The 22168-nt window shown below is 55.5% G+C and carries 17 protein-coding genes; 2 read left to right on the top strand and 15 right to left on the bottom strand.

Annotated elements, in window-relative coordinates:
- Positions 1-46: 46 nt before the first annotated feature.
- The 15 genes from QD409_RS29780 to QD409_RS29710 form a co-directional block, all read right to left on the bottom strand.
- Positions 47-3325: a hypothetical protein gene (locus QD409_RS29780; protein WP_430764435.1), complete on the bottom strand. Its 3279-nt coding sequence runs from the start codon at positions 3323-3325 to the stop codon at positions 47-49.
- Positions 3326-3416: 91 nt separating this feature from the next.
- Complete coding sequence (locus QD409_RS29775; RefSeq protein ID WP_430764434.1) at positions 3417-4439, bottom strand: nucleotide kinase domain-containing protein; 1023 nt, start codon at positions 4437-4439, stop codon at positions 3417-3419.
- 76 nt (positions 4440-4515) lie between these two features.
- Positions 4516-5322 carry a dCTP deaminase domain-containing protein gene (locus QD409_RS29770; RefSeq protein WP_430764433.1) on the bottom strand — a complete coding sequence of 269 codons (807 nt, stop codon included), beginning with the start codon at positions 5320-5322 and terminating at the stop codon, positions 4516-4518.
- Positions 5323-5324: 2 nt separating this feature from the next.
- Positions 5325-5906 carry a hypothetical protein gene (locus tag QD409_RS29765; protein ID WP_430764432.1) on the bottom strand — a complete coding sequence of 194 codons (582 nt, stop codon included), beginning with the start codon at positions 5904-5906 and terminating at the stop codon, positions 5325-5327.
- The gene (locus QD409_RS29760) at positions 5903-6736 is read right to left on the bottom strand and encodes a hypothetical protein (protein WP_430764431.1); all 834 of its coding nucleotides are present in this window, start codon (positions 6734-6736) and stop codon (positions 5903-5905) included. The genes QD409_RS29765 and QD409_RS29760 overlap by 4 nt, the downstream gene beginning before the upstream one ends.
- Positions 6736-6984 (bottom strand): C1 family peptidase, encoded by a 249-nt coding sequence (locus QD409_RS29755; RefSeq protein WP_430764430.1) that lies wholly within the window; start codon positions 6982-6984, stop codon positions 6736-6738. Before QD409_RS29755 ends, QD409_RS29760 begins: the two co-directional genes overlap by 1 nt.
- Positions 6985-7382: 398 nt before the next feature.
- A complete protein-coding gene (locus QD409_RS29750; RefSeq protein ID WP_430764429.1) occupies positions 7383-8402 on the bottom strand; it encodes an ImmA/IrrE family metallo-endopeptidase in 1020 nt (339 codons plus the stop codon).
- Complete coding sequence (locus QD409_RS29745) at positions 8395-8754, bottom strand: helix-turn-helix domain-containing protein (protein ID WP_145962720.1); 360 nt, start codon at positions 8752-8754, stop codon at positions 8395-8397. The genes QD409_RS29750 and QD409_RS29745 overlap by 8 nt, the downstream gene beginning before the upstream one ends.
- A gap of 5 nt (positions 8755-8759) precedes the next feature.
- Positions 8760-9110: a hypothetical protein gene (locus QD409_RS29740; RefSeq protein WP_430764428.1), complete on the bottom strand. Its 351-nt coding sequence runs from the start codon at positions 9108-9110 to the stop codon at positions 8760-8762.
- 79 nt (positions 9111-9189) lie between these two features.
- Positions 9190-9579 (bottom strand): holo-ACP synthase, encoded by a 390-nt coding sequence (gene acpS, locus QD409_RS29735; RefSeq protein ID WP_430764427.1) that lies wholly within the window; start codon positions 9577-9579, stop codon positions 9190-9192.
- Between the two features lie 134 nt (positions 9580-9713).
- Entirely contained in the window at positions 9714-11546 is a 1833-nt protein-coding gene (locus QD409_RS29730) for a pYEATS domain-containing protein (RefSeq protein WP_430764426.1), read from the bottom strand.
- Positions 11543-12736: a caspase family protein gene (locus QD409_RS29725; RefSeq protein WP_430764425.1), complete on the bottom strand. Its 1194-nt coding sequence runs from the start codon at positions 12734-12736 to the stop codon at positions 11543-11545. Before QD409_RS29725 ends, QD409_RS29730 begins: the two co-directional genes overlap by 4 nt.
- Positions 12733-13782, bottom strand: a complete 1050-nt coding sequence (locus QD409_RS29720) for a hypothetical protein (RefSeq protein ID WP_430764424.1) — start codon at positions 13780-13782, stop codon at positions 12733-12735. Before QD409_RS29720 ends, QD409_RS29725 begins: the two co-directional genes overlap by 4 nt.
- Before the next feature lie 561 nt (positions 13783-14343).
- Complete coding sequence (locus tag QD409_RS29715; protein ID WP_430764423.1) at positions 14344-17694, bottom strand: DEAD/DEAH box helicase; 3351 nt, start codon at positions 17692-17694, stop codon at positions 14344-14346.
- 474 nt (positions 17695-18168) lie between these two features.
- On the bottom strand, positions 18169-20478 hold the full coding sequence (locus QD409_RS29710; protein ID WP_430764422.1) for a hypothetical protein: 2310 nt from the start codon (positions 20476-20478) through the stop codon (positions 18169-18171).
- 296 nt (positions 20479-20774) lie between these two features.
- Here QD409_RS29710 and QD409_RS29705 point away from each other — a divergent pair, with 296 nt between their 5' ends.
- Both QD409_RS29705 and QD409_RS29700 read left to right on the top strand, forming a co-directional pair.
- Entirely contained in the window at positions 20775-21686 is a 912-nt protein-coding gene (locus QD409_RS29705) for an HNH endonuclease (RefSeq protein ID WP_430764421.1), read from the top strand.
- A 201-nt stretch (positions 21687-21887) separates the two neighbouring features.
- Positions 21888-22121, top strand: coding sequence for a DUF6429 family protein (locus QD409_RS29700; protein WP_092846828.1), 234 nt, complete (start codon positions 21888-21890; stop codon positions 22119-22121).
- The last annotated feature ends 47 nt before the right edge of the window (positions 22122-22168 follow it).

Raw genomic sequence — 22168 nt, 5'->3', positions numbered from 1 at the left:
TGCGTCTTTCTTCATATGTCCGAGGCTACTCACCGCGCTATCTTGTTTAGGCTCGTCCGATAGGTAAATCAGCTTCGTCTCTATTGGGCTCTCGCGCTCTGAGCCATTCCAAAAGTTCGTAGATAGGAGCGTTGGGCTGCGCAAGCGGGACCATAACATCATCGTCCTGCCGGAAGGCCATGGCGTCCACATCGCCTAGCCCGATTTCCCAGGCGTCTCTGATGTAAAAGCTCCGCTTGAGGATTGCCAGTTCATCGTGGCCGCGAATTTGCCCGGACCGATCGCGCGAAGCCGGCATGAGCAGGTACGCTCCGGACGCCTTGAATTTCTCGATGAAGGCATCCCGCCAGACGGTGTTTTCAGGTTCCATGGTTGTATTCATCGACGCTATGAATTCTCTCGGCGCGTGTCTATTGGCGGTCGCGCTTTCGTTTTGGCGAACATGCATCCGGTAAGAAGCGTCGTTTCGCTTGTCGACACCCTTGATGAGAGCGACACGAATTTTATCGTGCAAGTCTTCCTTTCCCAAAATGGCCAGCCATTCTTCGAAGATCTGTTTGCCGATATCCCCATCATCAAAGAGCAAACAAAGACACGGGAGGCCGCTTTCTTCGTCGTCACCGAATAGTACGCCCGCCCAAAAGGCGCTCTTCCAGAGACGCATCTTGATGATCGGATCAACCCTCAGGGTGTCATGTCTTTGATAGTCCACCGAAGATCCGTTCGCCCCACCATCGTCGGATGGTTCCTCACTGTCATTTCCCGCGGCAAGATCGGCCGGCGCGTCGTCTCTAAGGGGATAGGTATTTTTAATCACCTGATCCCAGTCTGAGACACGGCTTACGGCGTCGCCGAAGGTCCAGTCACGAAACAGTCCAGAATGGCTAAAGAAACTGACCCGGTCGAGAGCCCTTTCAGTCTCGACCAACTCCTCAAGTGTGGGAAACGCCCCTTCGAGATCGGTGATCTGCATCAGCACATGGAATGCGGCTTCAAGCAGATGAGTGTTCAGTGGCGCTAACGTCGCCACGTCGGTGAATGTCCACGAAGACGGGACAACCGCTATCACCATCCCGCGTCGGTCGATCTCAACCGTCGCCTCAGCGATGTCTTTCCGTGTGATTGTCAGTTGCAGGCGATCCGTAGACGGGTGCAGGCCCGCGTGTAGGAGGGTCGCAGTGAACCCTTCGATGCTCGCGGCATAGGTTTGCGCCTGAAGAAAGCCTACCCAGCTGTTTTCGACGCTGATGTCGATTGCCACACCCATGATGGAGGTTCTGATACTCGTGAATGCCTCATCCAATATGACGAGGTGTTGCCGAAACATCTTCGCCATTGGCCCATTGGCCACAGAGGCCATGATCGCATGAGCTTCTTCCTCTGAGACATCGCTTAGAAAGCCCCCAGGCAAAAGGAGCGTATCCAGATAGCCAAGCCGAAAAAGCAACATAGTGCGGGCTGCTACCAAACCCATCAGTTCCAAAACGTCGGGAACTCGCATTAGACGTGCGACCTGATCTTTAGGCAGGACCGCCAGCCAGCAGGCCAAGGAGCGATCAAACGCGATTACCTCTTCGCCCATCGCCTTCAGGTTCTCTTCGTCGAGCGCGATAGAGTGGGCGATTTTCAAAATGAACTGGTGCGCCGCAATGCAGTCCACCAATGCTCCGACATTTAAGCCAGTCGAGCGAAGAAGACTCAGAATGTTCAGCATCTCCGAGCGAGAGTCTGAACCTTGTTTCGAAAGCGAATCGCATTTGGCGAGGGAAGCTAACCCTGTAGCGTATGCAGCCCAAAGCAGCCCGGAATTATGATAAGCCGTCGAGAGATAATAGAGGGCTTCGGCCTGCTGCGCCTGACTTTCCTTCTTCGCGAAATTGATTGCCGCGCGGCCCAGCCAGCGGATTGCATCGATGGGCTTCTCTCGGTCGAGCTTCCGTTCTCCCTGAGATAGATAGAATTCCGCGGCAGAGAGCTCTTTGTTTCGCTTGGCCATAAGCTCCGCAAGCTCTTCTACCAACACATCGAAAGAAGGGCTATCCGGAACACCATCCGACAGTGCGGCCACGACTGAGTCTATCATTTCCGCAGGAAACTCCGCGAGTCGGGCGGCCCGTCTTGTTATGCCGGTCAGAATATCCCACGTTGCGTCGAACTCGTCGAAAGCCATGGTGAGATGCTTTTCGTTCAGACCTATCAGGGCAAGAAGCGTTTCCGCGTGAAGCGAATTACTTGGACGAAGACTGTCGCCGAGAAGGTCATGCAGCTTCTCGTTTAGGCGTGCCAAGCGCGGCAATACCGACAGGTCTTCAGAGGATTCGAAGCCATTTGCGACGCGAGCGACTAAAAGCTGCAGGATGTTGTGAGCCCGACCCAGTTCAGCGGCGCTACCCATGGGGAAAGCCAGCGTTTCGATTTTTTCATAAAGCTCGTCAACCGCCAGGATGTCGTCGAACCACCAGAAGGCGGTCCACGCTTCTTCGTACACGGCCCGAAGGACCTGCGCGTGGGTACCGTATTTTTTCGCCAATCGTATTGCGCGTTTGAACCGCCCATCCGTCTCGTGGCGAGGTTTTTCTAGTAGGCGGGATAGAACAGCCGCCTCCAGCGCATCCGATATCGTCTGGATGGTGTCGTTTGGGTAAGAGCCAGATTTGGTGAGGCTGTCTTCCAGCTGGTCGAGAGCTTGTTGCCGTCGGAAGTCGTTAGGGCCAAGCCTGATCTGGGTCAGATCGTGCTCTCCGGCTTGAAGGTATTCGAACGCTATGTCCTTGTGGCCGTGCGAAAGCACGCGATCCACGATCCACTCGCGATCCAAGATGATGACTGTTACTCCAAATTCCCTGCAGAGTTCCTGCTCGATGCGTAGGCGATGCGCTTGTCGGGCAGGGCGGCTCGTGACGAATATGATGCGGTGGTAACCCCGCTTTTCACCGACAATGCCAGCGACATCAGAGCGGACTTTTGTCGACCACGCCTTTTTCGCACTGAAGGCGAAGGCCCAGTTTTCGCCCGCACTATCGCCCTCGGCGACATACCATCGTTCTGAGATGGACTTGGTAACTGGATAGGTCTCTGTGTCGACTTTACCGTCGCCGCCGCCCTCCGGACCCGTCTGGGGTCTCAGATTTGGAGCGATTTCGCGTTCACAGAGTTTCCTGCAGAAGTTCTCAAAGTCCTTGTGCTGATTGCGATCTGTCAGCGTCTCCAGATGGTGCCGGAACTCGGAATCGCCGAGGCGGTAGGCATCCACGCGTTCGCTGTCCGAATAGCGTTCCGGGTGTCTTAAACGCATCAGCTCCGACGGTCCGGGAGCTTTGTCCATACTACGGCCTCTGATGCTAAGAGTGGAAGCTAGCGGTGATACGTACCGTTCTGCATTGTGGTCATGAGCTACCCAAGGCTGAACATCCACCCTAGCGGCCGGCTACCGAATGGTCAGCAGGCCATGATAAAGAAAGCTGTCGGTTGGTTGTATTCTTTGAGGTACCAAGTTCAAGCTCTACCTGCCATCTCGGGGGGAAGAACGGTTTCTCGGTCTCCCTGCGGCTCGGTCGATATTGCTGCTTGATGCGAGTTCGCCCTGACACGCCGGGAACAGTGGGATGTGCTACGCGCGCATACTTGGATATCTCGCAAAACAAGTTTTGACAATCAATCGGCTTTAAAGGGCGCTTTCCCAGGCCTTTGAAGTCGAGCTCCAGTTGTGCAAACGCAGTGGTTTGCCTATCTGTTACCTCATAAATTAGTTCTTCAGCAGATAGTCCGCCTGTGTCGACGAAGCATTTGGCTATACCATCGAGCGCACCGGGGCCCGCTACGACGAAGTCCGACTCATCAAAATCCAGTATGGATGAGTAGTTCAAATCGATCGTATATTGAAACGCAAGAAAGCGTCCGAGACCATTGTAGGGAACCAGTAAATCAAAGACGTGACGAAGCGTGGGGGCGTCCGCTATCTTCGCAGGCAGCTTGTCGTCCATCATCATTTTGATCAATGCAAGGTGATTTGCATGTTTCCTGACGAAACCCAACTTAGGGGCTGGCATAATGTAGGCTGCTGAATAGACGGCGTGACCCGCCGCCATCATGCGGTCCAGAGCGTCCGATATGCCTGAAAGCGAAGTGTGAGCCCACGACAAAGCTCCAGCCACGCGCTCAAGATATTCCCACGTGTCTATCTTATTGAAAATTTTGAAGACCAGAGTGCGAAAGAAGATCTCTTCGACGCTTTGCGACCTGGATTCGTCATACTGGACATGCCGAATGAGATACTGGCTGACCCGATCGGCCGCCCGGTAGGCATTGGTGAAGCGGTACCGATCGATGATCGGGTCATCCGTCCATGGGCCTATGGCGTCCTCCAGACGTCTGAAATAAACCAGTTGGCGCTCATAGGCAAAGCGCCAATACGTGTCCATAATCGGTGAAAATTCCATGCAACGCTCGCCTCAGATTGATCTTCCCTAGACCCTTACGGCTCGCCATGGAAGTAGCAAAAGTGGCTGCCAACAGTTACGGCGTCTTTCCTTGAGGGGGCGACGCTTGCGGTGTTGCAGTGGAGGCGGCGGGTGAACTAGGCGATGCCACAGGTCCACTGATCACGTTAGAGGTCGGGTTTGGAGCAATAACGACAGTCGGAGGCGCGGGCGGAGATCTGTTGAACTGTGAAACTAAAAGCGTGATGCCTACGCCTAGGAGGAGTGAACCTAACCACCACATGATCGACTGTTTCTTTTCCACGGAAACAAGTCGGTCGGCGAGCTTTTTCTCGACATCATTGATTTTGGTATCGAGACCCGACAGGGATTGTATTCCATCCGCGATATGCTTCACGAGTGCAGGTGGAATGACATCATATCCGGCTTTTTCACCCATCGGTTTGTGATCGCGTAGATCTGCAAACCATATATGAAAGCAGTCTTCACCACGCGAGAGGTGAACGGAACTCGGCCCGGCATTAAAAACAGAAAAAATCAGGCGGCCGCGAAATCCCGGATCAACATGAAACCCGGAAACGTTCACCAAGCCTTGAAACTTATAGGTTGCCCTAATCGAAATGAAGGCGAGCGCATCCTCCGGGACGGATACGCTTTCCTCGGTGATGAGAAGCGCGAACTGCCCGGCGGGAATCTGGAAATGCTCTCCGGGATCGAGAAGTTTTTTCGTCTTGAGCTTGGTATCACTGCCGACCCCGGTCGGAGATACGTAGATCTCCGCACCTATCGTCAATCGATATGTCGCCCTGTCCAATAGCTTCGGTTCGTAGGGATCAATGAGGTCCTTGAGCCGTCTCTTTAATTCCTCGTTGCCCCAGAACATGGTTATCCCTCTTTCGTCAGGGTCCGGTGGAAGATCGATCGCCGCTCAATAAATTTAAGCCGTGTGCGGTAGCTTTCAACGAGATTCAACTTTAAGGCGGCTGCATAACCTACGACGAGCTTGAATAGCGAAAGATTGCTCTCACGCATCATCGTGTTGAATGGCGCCATTTCCAGATGGTCCCAGGATTCACATGCCTTAGCGAGGGCTCCTGCAGCAATCGCATAGGCCTTTATAAAGGCATCTTGCCCCGGAGGCTGCGGCAATGGCACCTCTCCGAACCCGGAGATCGTCGCCCACTCTTCCGCGACAGCCTTGCCGAGGTCCTGATTGAGGGTATTTGCAGTGGCAAGTGTTATGATGAATGCGTCCGTGAGCACGGCCGCAAAGCGCTCGGCATCGGTAGCCTCGAAAAAGTAGCCAACATATTTCCCATTGTGCAACGCCATGTGTTTGACCCGGTCAGCCAGGGAAAGGATCACGACGTCCTTGTGAAAGCTTTCGTCATGCCGCAGTTGCTCAAGCTGAAGGTCATAGACGAAGTCGGCAACGACAAAATGTGTTCCAGTATCAAGTTTGGTCATGCAGCGTCCTTTACGGCGTAGAGCTGGCGACTTTCCGCAAGCAGTTCTTTGATGTCTCGCATCCTCCACTTCCCTTCGCCGGTGTCGAGCTTTGCGTAGGTGGAGTTGATAGTTAAAGGCCCGATTTCGAGCCCGGCTTCGTGCGCAAGAAAATACTGGAGGCGAGCAAGGCCGATAAGGTTTCCCAGCAAGCGCTGCACGTAGTAATGAGAGCGATATGTAGCGTTTATCCTGATCGTTCCATGGTCGAGCTTCACGCTGAGATGCATGAGGCATGGCAGATGCCCATACATCGGGCGGCGGTCTGCTGCTCCGTCGTAGATCGCGATGTCGTCCCCGCCCTTTTCCAAATCGTGTAGCTCCGTCTCAATACCGTCCATGGCATGGCCGCGGCCCAACTCGAATGTTGCCTTGTACTCGCCGTGATCCTGAATCTTTTTCAGAAGGTCCTTTAGCGGGTTGTAGATCGTCCCGTCCCGATCTTTCTGGCGGAGAATACGCATAGCATAATTCCCCCACTGACGGTCTTTTCTCACGGCATGTATTTTCTTCATTCGTTCTGGATAAGTGTCGAAGACGGCCTTTTTGCCTCCCCGAAGATAGTCCTGAAGTGGAAAGATCGTCTCGGCGACGGTATTGATCGAAGCCCCCCCATGATTCGTAAGGAAATCATCCACACCCTTTAGCACCATCGCGTCTGCCCTGGACAACGGAGACGGGTTTGTAACATGCAAGAAAACATCGTAGTCTTCGTGATCAGGTTGTTTTTCCAGGTATTCGCATGCTGCAAGCCATACTTCGGGAGTGCTAGTTCCTCTGATTAGTTCCATTACGTCACTCCTTCCAATGTGGCTGTTTCATGCAATTGAGCATTGAGATAAGCTTCTGAAAGCCAGGCATGGCCGCTTATGCCCCACGTCACGCCCCAGCTATTGCGGATAAGTACGTAGCGGCCGCCGGTCTGATCATGACCATGCCCTACCGCAAGAACTGCGTGGCCCCCCCGTTCGATGTCTGCGGGCGAAACTTCAATCTTTCCGCTTTGGTCCGGGACGCGAAAGCGATCGGTGATAACCATTCCAAGAATGACGGCACGGCCGTCATCAAGCTCGTCGCATATTTGCTGGAAGCCGAGTTTGCCGATATTGGCATCCGCGTGAAAGAGCTGTTCTAGATCGGTTGGAGGCGCCCACGCCGGTGGCTATAGCTGGGATTTCTGAAAGGGCCAAATCGCCTCTATAGGCTGCCCTTTATCCTTTACAGCAGCAGCGACCGCCGCCATCGTAGCGCCCCTGTCGGGGTTGGTACCCGGCGATAGGGCGACTGATTGATAGTATAGATATTCGACCGACAACGAGCCACTATTAACGCGAGCTTGCTCGTGTGCCGTGGACGCAGCAAACGCGAGACAGCAATTACGCCGTCCCTGCAGTCCCGCGGGTGGGAGCTGTCCGCGCAAATCAACGACGGCTTTGATCACAGGCCGATACCTCTGCGCCGCCGTTCTACCCGTGATAAACCACTATCCTCTTTGCCTTCGAGCGCCAGCGTCAGCTGAAACTCCACGTCGTCGTCGGGTTCGCCGTTTTGCGCTAAACGTTCTTGGAAGCGTATCCGGCTAACACCACGACTAAGTGGGCGGGCAATCACTGTCCGCTGGGCGGGGGCGCCATAATGCAGTGGATCCCTCGAAAAGTTTGATTGATCCGCCAACACTTCGTAGCCGGCTCGGGTCAGGTCGCTGAAGTCCCATTGGTAGCCGCCATCCACCATCTCATCGAGATCAAATCGGATGAGATCATCAGGATTTCCATTGACGCTCGAACCGGCATCCCTGCGGGTAAGGCGCCACACATCGGCCCAAGAGTTACCTGGACGAAACGACTGACCGATTGCTGTTTTAAGTTGAGCGACCTTCGCGCGCGTCAGCATGTCGACGTCTGCCCGATTGAGCAGCTGATGACCCGCCAGCCCCCAGCAGGTTGCTGAATAGCTGGCGCCCATCCGAAGCGACAACTGATACACCACATCAGGATTGCGCAAATGAGCAGTGGTCCAACCTTGGGTCTTTGCGTGGTGAATATAAAGCCAGCGGGGCAGGATAAATTCGGCCGCGAAAGCCTCGGCCTGGATTTCCTGAAGATCTCCGCTATCGCGAGAGAAGGGATCGCGAGCAAGAATTTCCTGCTCTTTGTCGATACTGCCAGTGTGGCCTAAGATGATGTGCCCGAGCTCATGGGCTCCGGTGAAGCGCTGGATGTGCAGGGTTCTTAGCGTTGTAACCATAATTCCGCGCACGGGTGCTGGCAGACAGAAGCCGAGTGCCGAGGTCAGCGGCTTGAAGATCAAGGCTATATCAAGCTCGGAGATGGCTTCGAAGATGTCGACCTGCCCTCCCGATTCAATTACCCTTTTCTCGAGGTCCAGACCGCGGTGGACTCGTTTCGCGGCCGCGACCGCTTGTAACCGAGCTAGAGACGCCGCCGACCTAGCCATTGTCCCGCCCCTTCACCGGCCGAGCTTGAAGGAACTGCGCAAAGCGAAGCAGTTCATCTTGATCTTCCGTAGATAAGTCCTTCGCAGCGCGAGCCAGAGCCGTTACACTGTCCGGAATGGCTTCTTCTTGCTTTTCGCCAGATAAGTGCTCGATTGTCTGGCCGTAGATTCGAGCGAAATCGCTCAATTCCACTGCATCGACTTTGCGTTTGCCATTCTCTATTTGCGATAATGCGGACCTTGATATGCCGACGGCCTGTGCCGCTTCCTCTTGCTTAAGCTCGACATATTCCCGCGCCTTTCTCAGCCGCTCTCCTATTACAAGCCAGCGCTCCTCTTCGTTCGCCATCATCACACCTATGCTGCCGCCTTTACGAGCGGCTTCCTGACTTTGATCTCTTTTGTGAAGACTCGTTTCAGCAGGGGTACAAGATGGTCAGCCATCTCCTGGAAATTTTCATAGCCGCCCGGCTTGATGATCTCCGGTGGAAGCTCGATACCCAAGACCTCTTCTGTGATCACCGTCGCATCAACGACGCGTTTTGAATCGATGGCCGGTCTCGAAGACACCACGGATCCTCCCGTTCCGCTCGGGGCAGAATTGGCAAGTACGTCATCGATCGATGTGGCCTCGTTCTCGAACCACTCACTTAATTTCTCGAGCAACTCCGGAATCTTTGCATCAAATTGTGTAGCTAGATCACTCATGGTCGCATCCATCGCAGGCGGGCCCTCATGTTCGAAAATCTAACATTATTATGGATACTGTGTGGGAAAAGTCAACATGCTATCGCGATGCGCGAGAACTGCTTATCACCACAATTGCACCGGCCAAGCCATTCCTATGGAAAACGTCAAGGAATACATGGCTTTGCTGAGCGTTGACGCTGATTTCGTTTAGTCGGCGATGTGCGTTGTTTGAGAATATCGCCTTATTGGGTAAGACGATTTCGAAGTCATGCCAGCGAACACCGTCTGACATCCCAGTCCCAAGGGCTTTCGAGCAAGCCTCCTTAGCCGCAAACAACTTGGCAATGTATATGGCGTCGTTCCATGCTGTTGCCCTTTCAATCTCTTCGCGGACTAGGACTTTGTTCACCCACCGCTCACCGAGGCTATCGAGGGAGCGCCGGATTCTCTCGACGTTCACAAGGTCGCTCCCGAGGCCAAGAATCATCGCGGGTTTCCTGTCGAGTAAACTTTTGATGCCGATGTTGCAGCCTTCATCTGAAGCTGCCGCGCTATACTTATTGTTCATACTTCGACAATACCCGCGGAACGAAGCAGGATACGCTGGTCTTTAGCAGGCGGTCACCGGTTCCGGATAATTGACGGAGCCAGTGAAAGCTCGGCAAGATTTAGTTCCAGCTCGACTTTATATTTCGGGATCCAAACACCCACTGTGAATCCGCCGTATGCTTCAGTCGATAGAACTGCCCGCCGGCCGCGAAAGAGGACTTTCAGCTGCGCCGGCGAAAATGTAGGATGAAGGAACAACCATACGCTGTCGCCAAGTGCGATATCGATGCTCTGCTCCGCCTCGACAATGAGGTTGATTTTCGTCCAATCCTCGTCATCCGTTCTTGCGAAGGTTGCGGTGACGGAAAATCCTGCCATAGCAGCTTGTCCGCCAAACCGCCCTTTGTTGGGATCATTTCTCGGCCCCGGCTCGCGCGACAAAGCTGGGCATTCTTCAAAGGAGCGGTCGCCGAATGGCGGGGAAAATGCCACGTCCCCAACCAGGTGACGGCGGCGCGAGGACTTTTGTCGCCCTTGCCCGTTCCCGAGCGAGACTCTGCCTGCCGCTATGCGGCCTTCGAAAATGATCGACGTATCAGGCCGGCGAAGGAGGCCCGACGACTTTCGGTCGGGGACAAGAAGGCCATTCCGGAGAGCTTCCTGATCGCGACGAAACCAGACAAAAGTCGCGCCGCTTTTTTTCTGCAGCGATAATTCACGCTGGTAACGGCTGAACATCCTGTGTACCGTTTTCGCGACCTCCGGATCGCTGATCTTCTCGGCGATGCGTAGCTCGTTTAGACCCGAAATTAGCTCTGCGAACAGTTCGTCAGCATAGGCATAATAGGGAGAGCCGGCCGCTTGCGCCTTTGCAAGGCGTTGAACCGCCGTCTTTACCGCCTTTTCCTGTCCGGTGCTGCCCGCCTGCATGATGGCATAATGAGCGGCGATGACCTGAGCATCGAATGCAAAGATCGCGCGGTCGGCGAGTTTCACAGTCCAATCGCCGTTTGCGGCACCGAAAGTGTCGGGGAAGCGCGTCGAAAGCAAGCCAAAAAGGATGGCCGACCATGGATCGTCTTCGGAAAGACCGTCGTCGGACAACGGCCTTAGTTTTGGTAGCACCTTGTCGCGAATGACCTGGGCCTCCTCGGACACGCCTGCGTGGAGAGCCCGGACAAGCGCGCGCAACATAGGATCAGCCGGGACAATCTCCAGGCTCACATCGGCTGAAGAGAGGGCCGATGGCGTAATGCTTATCGTGGTCCCCCCACGATAGAGTGGCACAAGTGCCCGCTCGACGCGGCTTCCTTCGATCGCAATCGATATGCGAACTCGGCTCACATGCCATGCGGAACTGGCTTCATCGTCAAAAAGTGAAATTTCAAGACGGCTGCCTGCGAGCTCGGCGCGCGAGTGGCCGCTAAACGGTCCAAAACTTTCTTTTTTGCCTGATTTCTCCTGAGACAGGCCAACGGACAGCTTGCGCTCTTTGAAGTCGGCATCATCTGTTGCGAGCTTTTCGGTGCGGGTCGAAACCGGAAGTGTCACGAGTACGCTCGGTTCCATTCCGAAAAACACTGTCTGCTCCCGATCGAAGTTCGCGCGAACTTCGCTGCCCGCGCTCAAAAATGCAGTATTGCTTCCCATCGACGAAAGAGCCGAAAAATAAGGCAATGTCACCGTATTAGCCTTGCCCTCTTCGACGTCGAAGATGACGCTCTGTGCAGCTACGCCTGCGGGACTGATTTCAACCAGGTAGGAACCCGGCCTGATTTCATCACTTGTAAAGACGCGGTCCTCCGGTGTGGCCGTCCACTCCTTGAGGGTCCCGCTTTCATTGGAGATGCGGACGGTCCCGATCGATAGGTCGGCAGGAGCTTCAAGATAGAGCGTCGTTTTCATGTCACCGTCACCACGTGGTCGAACATCGGTTGGGATGGAATGAAGGGCGTTGCGTACCGCGCCGCATTATTGACGGCAACGGCATAGAGAGCGTCGCGAGATACCGGCACTAGCAGCCGCCACGCTTCTGGACTGCGTTGCGGGCGGCTTTGGATTACTACCGCTTGCTGTTCATTCGAAGGGCAGATATGCAGGTCGTAGTCGACAATTCGGGCCTCGGGATCGGTCATCACGACCAGCGGGATCTCTGCCTGCAGATGCCGGATGATGGGAAAGAAATCGTTGGGCGTAACCGGGCAGAAAGGCTCGAATGGTTTTTCCTTCCAGTCTCGAAAAAATGTCTGCTTGAGCTTGCGAAGATCCTGATAGAGGGAAATGGGGTCGACAACCCAGCCGGCCTTCGACCAGCGCGAGGATGAGCCTTGAAGGCCTTTCAGGATCGTCTGCGTAAAGCGTCCAAAACGTACACCGCTTCCGTCGTCGGATACGCCCTCGAAACCAAGGGACGTAGCATCGTGAGCCAGTTGCGCTTCGGACGCAGCACACAGGAAAGACACATTGTTGCGCGTTGGTTCGAACAAATTCGGAGGCATGTAGAACCGGCTGTCGCGGGCATCGCTCAGCTCCAGCTTGGTTACGAACTCGCCACAAGCATCGGAGAACATGAAGGCGCAACCGAGACTAGGCATACGCCGGAGCGACTGGGCAAGCGCGCCGAGATTGAGGTGAGCCCAAGGCTCGATTTTGCTCGTATTCAGATCCTCAAGGAAAAGAATTGGCTGGCCACCATAGACGGCCCCGTGACCGCAGCAATAAAAGAAAGCGACATCGCCGGGACGGGCGCTGATCCGATCAAGCCAGTCCGTGCCAGCTTTTTTGACCTGCTCAGATGTGGCCCCCTCGATGGCAGGCCCCGGATTCCATGCATAACGCGAGGCTGCGTCGGCAGGATCCGAGATCAGCACTTCTAAACTCGATAACTTGGCGATAAAGTTGTCCCTGTTATCGAGAAGCCAGCGGCAAACCAGTTTTGCGCTGTCGGCAGCACTCGGCAGGTCATCGACGCCGCGCAGCTCCGGCAGGATGCCTCTCCCGGTCTTGGCGTCCGGATAGGACCCGACGCCAATGACGAACGCATGCATTCGTGGCCCTTCGATCTCTTCTTCCCGCGAGATTGGAATGAGCGTCATGACGGGATCAGCACCCCGTGTTCAATGAGACGAGCACGAAACCGCGCATAGAACTGCGGCCGTGTGAAATAAGCCGAATGCGCTGCCATTAGCCCCGTCACTGAATCGAACTCGACATCCTCGACGTCCTTGAAATGACCATCAGCACGGAAGGCGAATGGGTCGATCGGATCGAAGACATTGTACCACGCCCCGACGCAGTCCAGTTTCAAGCGCTCGCCGGGTGGATTTGTTTTTTTCGCAATAAGCTGTAGTGAGGCAAAGAACCCCGGCTGCGAGCCAACGGTAAACAACATCGCGACCTTGAAATCTTCCGGTAGGCCAGCGTCTTTCGGATCGGAGAGAATATCCGTCAGGATCACCCCGCCGAGACTGTGTCCAACCAGTACGACTGGCTCCCCCGTAGCCTTGGCAGCGTCATGGGCCTCATGGAGACCTTTCAGGACGATGGCTCGAATCGCTTCGCGCGTTTCGCCCTCGTTGAGATAGACAAATACATCCCCCAGGAACACGCCAACGGCTGGCGAATAGCTCTTCAGGACTTTTGAGCCGACGGTCGATACCGCATTCTTGACCTTGTCGGTCGCAGCAGCAACTGCTTGCCCGATCTTGCTAACGAGGCCGAAGGCACGCGGTTCGTCGTCATCCTGCAGACGTTTAGCGATCGCGGCCTCGTCGAGAGCGCCGGCGAAAATACTCTGCGCCCGGCCTTCGTCGATGAGGTTGACGGCTTTTTTGAAGGCTGCAACCTCCTCGTCATTGAGTTGCCGCACCTCCTGGTCCGCAGCATCGACGGCCCCGCTTAGGATCGCATCAATTGCGCTGACGGGGCTTTGGTTGCCAATGGCGACGATCGAAAGGTCATTGTCGAATGCCGGCTGTCCAGCGCCGCCCTGACCGCCCGCCGGCTTGTCGATGTTGAGTGAAAATGAATTGTCTGCCGATGCAGTCGCAAAGACCTTTTTGTCGATGATCGGGCTCTCGCCACCCCAGTACGGATTCAGGATCTGAACATCTGCGTTTTGGAATACGGTATCGGTAAACAAACGCGTGCGGTTCCGAACGGTCGTATCGTAATCGATGCCAGCGCGCGTTGCGACGCCATGCACAAAGACCAATCGAGTCAAAGTTCCCTCCAGCTTTAACGATTATTGGCAATGGAATAATACTTTGAGTATCGGTTCTCATTACACAAAAAGCAACTGGCGCGGGCATGCCCGCAAAAAATGTTGAGCTTCCAAGCGCACGAGGATAATGGCTTAGCTAATAAAGGTCGCGTGGCGGAGGTTCACGTCCCCTTCACATCAACGGATCCGATTTTGTAGACGGTGGGTCGTGATCTTTAAAAGTGGCGTTGCAGCCAAGTGCGGGGCGACTGCTTTGCGCTTTTACTTCGTCTGTTCAGAGGTTCTGCGGTCCGGCGCCCGGAAGCTGCCAATCGAGATGGCTGGCAGTATCGGACGGTCGCTACGTCTTGTTCGAGCGTCTGCTCAGCAGACAGAGCAATCATTCATTTTGTGAAGACACGAACGCACGTTGTGCTGAGACGCGTCTTCGGGGTCGGCCCGGTTCACGAGAGCCTGGTCGGCGGAAGCCGGATAGTGCGCTCAAGTAGAGCAATAGAATCTCAGGCGGGTATTCGCTCTGGCACAGGCAGTCTGCATGGCGTCCCAATGCATGAGGAACTGCCGCAGACGGTTATCCCATGGTGTTTCGTCCAGACCGTCCGCGAGCGCTTCCTTGCGCGCCATCTTTGCGCCGACGATCCAGATTTCACGATCGAATGACGGATCGCGACACGACGCGCGGAGCATATTGTTGAGTTGTTCGGCAGTGAGACCGTCAGGATTCCTAAAGATGCGATTACGGCCATTCAGCGTAAGCTTGTTGGCCTGTACATCGGCTTGCCACCGCTCTGGTGTCCAGACCGAGGACGGCTGCCCTCGCGAGATAAATCCCAGGCTGGCCAGAGCCTGCCGTCCCACGTCCTGCAATCCGCCAACGTTGAAACCGTGACCTCTCGGACCTTGATCACCGACCTTGGCGTGAACAAGCACGATCTTTTTGGCATCAGGATCAACCCCAATGAAATCCGCGGCCTCACGGTTGTCGTCGTCACAAAGCCAGAAAGGAAGCGCTTCAATCGCGGCGGTTAGTTTGTCGTCCGCGATTCCGTTCGCAACGCGCTGGCCATCGCAAGTTACTGAAAAGAGACCGAAAATAGATTGCCGGTACCAACCGCCCCGGTTGGCCTCGTAGTTGTTTTCACCCTTCTCACTCTCGACCGCGTCGAGCGTAGCCGATCCATGAACGTATTCGAGAACCGGCTTGGTGTCGCCGTCTTGGACCCACTGTATTTTCGGCTCGTAGAAACTACCCTCTGAATACACGACGCTGTCACGCCGGGTGAGAATGCGAAAGGCCTGCCCTTTATTAAGCCTCTGTACGAATGTCAGCGCCTGACGCCTGCCGTCCCCTTCCGGCGCGTGAGCGAGCTCATCAAGCTTGGTGCTGGTGAGCCTGTATTTGCGAGTTTCAGGAACGAACTCGACGCTACAAGGTACACCCTCTTCACCGATCTGGATCGTGAAGTCGCCGGTAGCGCCGTCCACCTCGGCACACAGATCAAAATAATCTATGTCCTCATGGAGAACCCAAGCCGCCCCAGCGACCTCGTCGTCCCGCATGTCATCAAGCGATGGGTCAAGCAAGATTGAAACTGGCTGGGCTTCCTGGTCGTCAATATCCTCGACTAACGCTGCGTAGCGCCCGAAGACATGGTTCCGCTTTCTATTAGCATCCGCGAAATCAGCCGCAATTTCTATCGTCCATGCAATATAGTCTTCAACTGGAACATAGCGCTCGGAAGCATCGCGCAGACGCGAGCGGTTAAAGCCAACATACCGCGCGGTCCCGTTCACAAAACCTGCGGCAGTTGCAGGAACCAGCGAGGGATCGAGCAGATCGGTGAAGGCATCCGCAAAAGAACGGGTGCGCAGCGCCATTGCCCGGATCGCGTGTTGAGACATGTCGAGCGAGGAAAATGACATGCGGGAAAGTCGAGACGGGTTGTCTTCGTCTTCGGGAAAGGCCTTCTCCATGACAGACCTGCCCGCACGTTTGAGGCTGAGGCCGTCCATATCGACCACCAGGCCCTCGGTATCGTGCATGAAAACGAATTCGCCCTGCTGGACGGCAAGGAATATCCCGAGCTTCCATTCGGAAAAGAAGCGGTCGAACAGGTACGGCGAGTTTCGCCATGCATAGTAGGAAAAGCCCATCGACCCTTGCGGCATCCCTTCGATCGGCGTGATTTTGAACCGGTCCTTGTCCATGATGGCTTCCTCGATCATCGTGCCAAACGCGCGGATGTCGGGAAGCGGTGCGGCGGTCCTCAGCACAGCGGCGGTTCGGGGAAGCTGAATATCACCTGCTGCCAGCGGCTGCTCAAACTCGAAGCGCCCCCGAAATTCACCGCTAATGTACTGGTATTCGGCCATATATTCGAGCAGTCGATCCGGTAACGTCACCTCGTTCGTGACGATGTGTGCCGTATTCCTTGCCGCATAGTCCTCGTAGCCCTGGTAACGCTCCCACGCGGTTCGAATGCGTTCGGCATTGGCAGGCGTCGAAATAATCCAGCCGGTCTGCGGCACACCGTCTTCGCCAGTCGAATGTCTGGTTGCGCGTCCAATCTGCTGCACGAGCTGACGTGCGTTTCCCATCAGATCGAAAATGGCGACGGCGACGAATGACGAATCGTCGATCCCCTCCATGAGCTTGTTCTGGTGAATCCAGAACTGCGCGTCGGCGCGCGACCGAAGAGCCGACGCTACACTCGTGAACATGTCCCTGTTCTCGGGCGTCTTTTTGGCCCGGTCATGAATAACGACGGCGCGGGTCAAAAAGACCCGGTTAATCTCGGTCTGCAAAAGCGTGAGGGTCTCGAGATCGTCGCCGCGCACCATGACCTTTGGCGTTGCACCATTTCGAAACCAGCGCTCAGCCTCCCGGAGGCGGTCCGGCAATTCATGGTGCAGAATGCCTACAAACTGCGGGATTGCAGCTTCCCGTCCTGCGGGTCTGTCGTCGCCCTGAGGCACGATGATGTCAACAGGACGGATAATGCGCCTTTCAACAGCCTGCCGGTAAGGGAAATTGAAAAGATATCGCCCCCGCACGCGGAACGATTTGTAATCGTTCCGGTAGGGTGTTGCGCTCAACAGAAGGGTCGGAAGATTGAATTCGCGAACGCCGCGTGACCACGAGATTGCAGGCTCGTAGTGACCTTCATCGACGATCACGAGATCGAACTTGTCACGGATATAGGCAAGAAGGGTCGCCGCGTCCGGGGAACCGGCATCGTCGGGATCATGTGCCGTCTTGCGGATGTCGCCGAGCGCCTGATGGGTGCCCACGAGGATTGCCCGATCGCAGTCCGGTTCGGTGAGGTGCTGGGCGATCATGTGTACGTTCTTGGGCAAAAATTGCTCGACATACACGCATTCCAAGGCATTGCCGAACTCTTGCGCCGCGGCAGTAAAAAGCGCCGTTCCCTCATGCTCGAAGCCCATATGCTTCCAGAAGCGATAGCGGATGTCCGCTATAAGCTGCTCGGTCAGCGCTGTGCGCGGCGTAAGTACCAGTACGCGGCGTACGTTGGGAAGACAGCGCGCGAGTACAGCGATGATGCCGGACTTGCCGGTGCCCGTTGGAAGTTTGAGAAGTGCCGCTTCCTTTTGCTCGGGCCGCTCCGGGATCGTCTTGTCACCATTCAGGTAGGCGACAACTGTAGCGATCGCTGCTTGTTGGTGTTCCCACAGGCGCGGCGAACCTTCCTCTCCCTCCCAAAAACTGTAGCCTCCGAGATAGCGCATTCCCCGCCGATAAGCTGCGGCGTCAATCCCATCCTGCTGTATCGATGTGCGCTCATCTATAATGAGTTCTCTCAAAATCACTTTGGTTTCCTAGCCCAAGCAACGCGACGCCACTGAATGTACAAACGGTTTTAAGTCTCGCCCCAAAGTTGAAGCGTAACATCTTATTATTTCGAACGAAACTACCGTCTATTCAGTGGCCCGGTCTTACCCCTGACGCTGATGAAGATAATCTAACCCGCATCTATCGGGCGGTCCCGTTTCAGCCTTCGCGCATGGCGGCCCGGCCTAAATGCTGTCGTTTGCTGCGGCGGTCCTAACGTTCGGCTTGGAGCCGAAAGTTAAGGCTCGCCCAAGACGCGGGAACGACCGCTTTGGTAGGTCGGCTCCCTCTTTAACTCCACAAGTGGTGCGCGGGCGAAAGCGAGAAACCATTATAGGGACCGACATATGCCTTCCCGGCAGGTCGATTGGCGTGAAGTGCTGGCGCTACATCACCGCGCCAGCACCTATACATCGAACAAGCGAAAGCTGCGAAGGGTGCGCGCTCGAACCTTATGCCGCTTCCCAAACCTGATTCAGTATCTTAGCGGCGAGCGCGGCTTTGTCTTGCGGCAGGAAGCGCCCATAGTGCTGTTGGATCATGTCAGGGGTGTCCTGGATCGCGTAGCTCGCCTGCTCATAGGAGCCCGTTAGCTTGAGAATATGGGTGGCCAACACGTCTCTGACATTATGGGGGCCGTGTGGCAGCAAACCCTTAATTGCCCCGCGGCCCTTATAGGGATTGTAGATCCCGTATCGCTGAATGGTGAGCCGCCAAGCTTCATAGAAGGTGGTCTGATTGTAAGAGGCCTCCGTGCTCGATTGCTTCACCGTCTTTATAAAAAAGGTGCCGGGATCATTGGCCTTCGCAAGGAGAAGGCGCCGATGCCGATCGATGTAAGTGTTGATGTAATAGTAGAGGTCAAGCAGATCCGGCAGGATGAGCCGGAATGGCTTGGAGCCGAAGAAGGATGAGTTCGAGTTCTTGAAGGCATTCGCCGGTATCAGGACCTCCCAGCCATTGTCCCGATCGCTCCAGCGGATTTCGCCGCGTTTCAGCTCTTCAAGCCGACGTTCCGAGGTTGGAATATGCCCGCGCGGGCATAGCAGGAGCTGCCGGAGATTTTTCTGGCGAAGTCCTAGATGGAGTCCAAGCCGAAGCATCAGAAACGATCTTACCGATTCGGCCGCCGCTCTCGGATATCGATCCTTGTCGGGCATCCTGAGAAGGATCTCGTCTGTAATCTTTCGATACTCAGCTAGTGGACTTGGCGCCTCGAGCACGCACATGATCGGTTCGAACGGATCGCGATGTATGCGCATCACACGCTGGATTTCCTTAATGCGATTGCGCGCATGGGCATGAAACGCATCACAGCAGGCGTGCCAGTCACGCTTCGCAAACGCGATCTCCTCAGCCGAAACCAGACCTTCTATCGGCATGACTCTCTCGATCAGCTCCGGATGCTGCCTGAGCCAGCCGGTCTCTTCGCGCGTGAGCGACAAGGCAATGCTCAGCATGTCGGCTTCCCACGCGGTGTAAAATCCGCGCCGGCGCTCCCGCCATTGCAAATACCAGTCCCAGATACCGGGAAATACCAGCAGACCGAAGGTGAGAGCGCCGAGCGGAATGCCTCGCCCTGCGACCTGGCCATCGGGAGACGCGGCAAGGGCTCCGAACATGAGACCAAGGTGTTCCAGCTTCTGCGACGCCGTTTCTTCGCCCCAGACGCTGTTTCGCTGAAAGCCTATTGCCGTGAGCGTAGACGTCTTGAACGCTATCAGGTTTGCCATTTCGAGCGCAAGACGGGGAGGGGCGTCGATGACGCCCGACAGCAAATCCGGATCATCAAGGTCTCCAATGGGATTGCCCTGGTTCGAGGTGCCGCGACCGATTGGGGTCGATGACGCCCGCCCACCGTAAGCCATCGCTGGAAAGCGGATTGCGTATCGTTGTTTGATTGCCGCCGCCTGAAAACGGCGATAGTCGGTTGCGCCGGTGATAATGACTCTGCGAACCCATTCGAGAATCTCCTGGCGCTTCGATTTCGGCAGCTTGTTGAAATTGTCGGGAAGATGCCAGGCCAGTCGGCGACGTTCCGCGGGAGAAACTTCCTCGTCGATCTCATGGCCGGTGCCGGCGCGGGACTGATGTGGAAGCTTTGCTTTGAAGTAGCCCGGCGGCAACCGATACCGTTGCTCGATGCGATCCAGGATCTCAAAGTTCTCGACGCTGCGGGGGACCTTTGTGCCTTTGAGCCAACTGAGGAGAGTCTTCACATCGAAATTGTCGCCGGGCCGCACAACAGCCCGATGGAGATGGTAGTAGGTCTCGCCAAAGCGCCTGATGTGCAATTCCAATGCCGCCTGAAACAAGACAGGTTCGGGGTAGTCATCGAACAGCGCGACGGGGAATTCCTCAATCGGCTTGGGCTTTGCTCCAGGTTTTGAATTCTCCTTCGCAGAGCGACTGCTGCTGGCCGTTCGAGATTTGGAGATCAGAGCCGAGTCTGACGGTGAGCTCGTGCGGTTGCGAGGTGTTGCAGTGTTTGTATTCACCCATCGAGCAATTGCATCGAAGCCGTGCTGTCCAATGCGCATCAGTTTTGTGCTTGGTTTGGCAGCCAGCCGGCACGCAGCGGCGATCTCGGTCCAATCGACCGCTTTGCCCTTCATGGGAGGAAGGGCTTGATCGTTGACCAGTGCCATCATGTAAGCGGTCAGACGCTCAAGCTCAGCCGGATTTACCAATGTTGCCAATCGGATCTTGCAAAATCCCACAATTTTGCGCTGAAAGGCTTTCGCCGTCGGATTCATGATCATTCAGGTTTCCCTTACAGATGAGATTCCAGCCCCGGGGCATGGCCTGCTAAGGAATGAATGTTAGCAAAGGGTTAAAATCGGGTGCTTTGGGACGTGGCGGGGAATGCCGGTCAAATCATGAACTCGATCGACAACAACCCCGCAAAGGCCCGAGGTGACTGGTAATCGAAGGCACCGGTGCTGTTCGGGAGCTTCATAAAGTGTTCCCCTCAAAACCTTCCGCTCCGGACAATTTGTCTTCGAGCGAAAGACAGACATCATATCCGAAACCGATCTTGTCGTGCTAAGCATCGAACATGGGATTCGGAGTTTTCATTCACCGCTCGGACTCGATCTATGACGACAGTCCGGCTGAACAGTATCAGTTTCCAAGCCAGTACCTCGGTCGTGTTCAAGGCTGCGTAGGGGATTGGGTCATCTATTATGAACCGCGCAAAGTTGCCGCCACGCGCGGCTATTTCGCCGTCGCCAAGGTCGCCCAAGTCATCCCGGACCCGAAGATGGCGGGCATGTATCTGGCGCTGATCGAACCTGGCAGTTATCTTGATTTCATCAATCCTGTTCCGTTCAATGGCCCTGATGGGGTCATTGAACGTGGCGTATTGAACGACGACGGGCGGATTTCAGGGAGGGCGCAATCGGCGGTGCGGCCCATTTCCGCTGCAGACTTCAACCGTATCCTATCGGCCGGCCTCAATGAGCCAGAACCAGAGCTGCCGCGGCTGGATGGAATGGAAGCGGCTGATCCTACAAACGGATTTGCAGAAGCAGATCAAACAGCGTTCATCTTTGAACAAGAACGCCACCGTGTGATGCAACTCTCGTCGCGTGTTGTTCGCGACCGGCTGTTTCGCCGGCTCGTTTTACAGGCCTACGACAAGCGCTGCGCGATCACTGGCCTGAAGCTCATCAATGGTGGTGGCCGTGCTGAAGTGGACGCCGCCCATATCCGGCCTGTTGAGGCAAACGGACCTGACATCCTCAGTAATGGCATTGCTTTATCGGGCACGGCACATTGGATGTTTGATCGGGGTCTCATCAGCCTTTCGGATGATCTGGATATCCTGATTTCGCGGCAAGCGAATGATCCGGAAAGCATAAGAGGACTGGTCAACAAAACTGGCAGAGCGATCGTGCCCCTGCGGCCGTCAGCGCGGCCACATCCCCATTTTCTCCAGTGGCATCGTGAAAATTGCTTCAAACAATAGCGTGGACGCTCAGGTGGTTATTGGCCGATCATCCTCCAAAGCGGGGGAGTGAACGACAGCCAGCCGATTGGACACGGGGTTAGAGCTTGATCCCCGCATATTCTTCGATCTGTTTCTTGATTAAACCTTTCGCGAGATCCTTCGTACGCATCCGAGCCGAACCGCAGGGACAGAGAAGCACTCGCGTGATAAGCTGGCGGGATGGAGATTGACGAAGACAGGATCGATGACGCGGTTCTGGCGCTGCTCTGGTTGACGCTGCACAACGAGCGCTGCGCGTGGAAGGGGTTTGACTGGACGACGACCGATCGGCTGCACCAGAAGGGGCTGATCTGTGACCCCGTAAACAAGTCGAAGTCGTTGGTCCTGACGGATGAGGGTCTGCGCCGATCGGAAGAGCTGTTCCAAACGCTGTTTACGCGGCAGCCGCAATAGCCTTGGCACGGATGGCTTTCCAGTTCCACGGCAACAGTTCATGCAGG

This window comes from Rhizobium sp. BR 315 (genome assembly GCF_050577975.1).
Taxonomy (GTDB): domain Bacteria; phylum Pseudomonadota; class Alphaproteobacteria; order Rhizobiales; family Rhizobiaceae; genus Rhizobium; species Rhizobium miluonense.
Note: the sequence above shows the minus strand (reverse complement) of the source record. Positions and strands in the feature narration are given on the sequence as shown.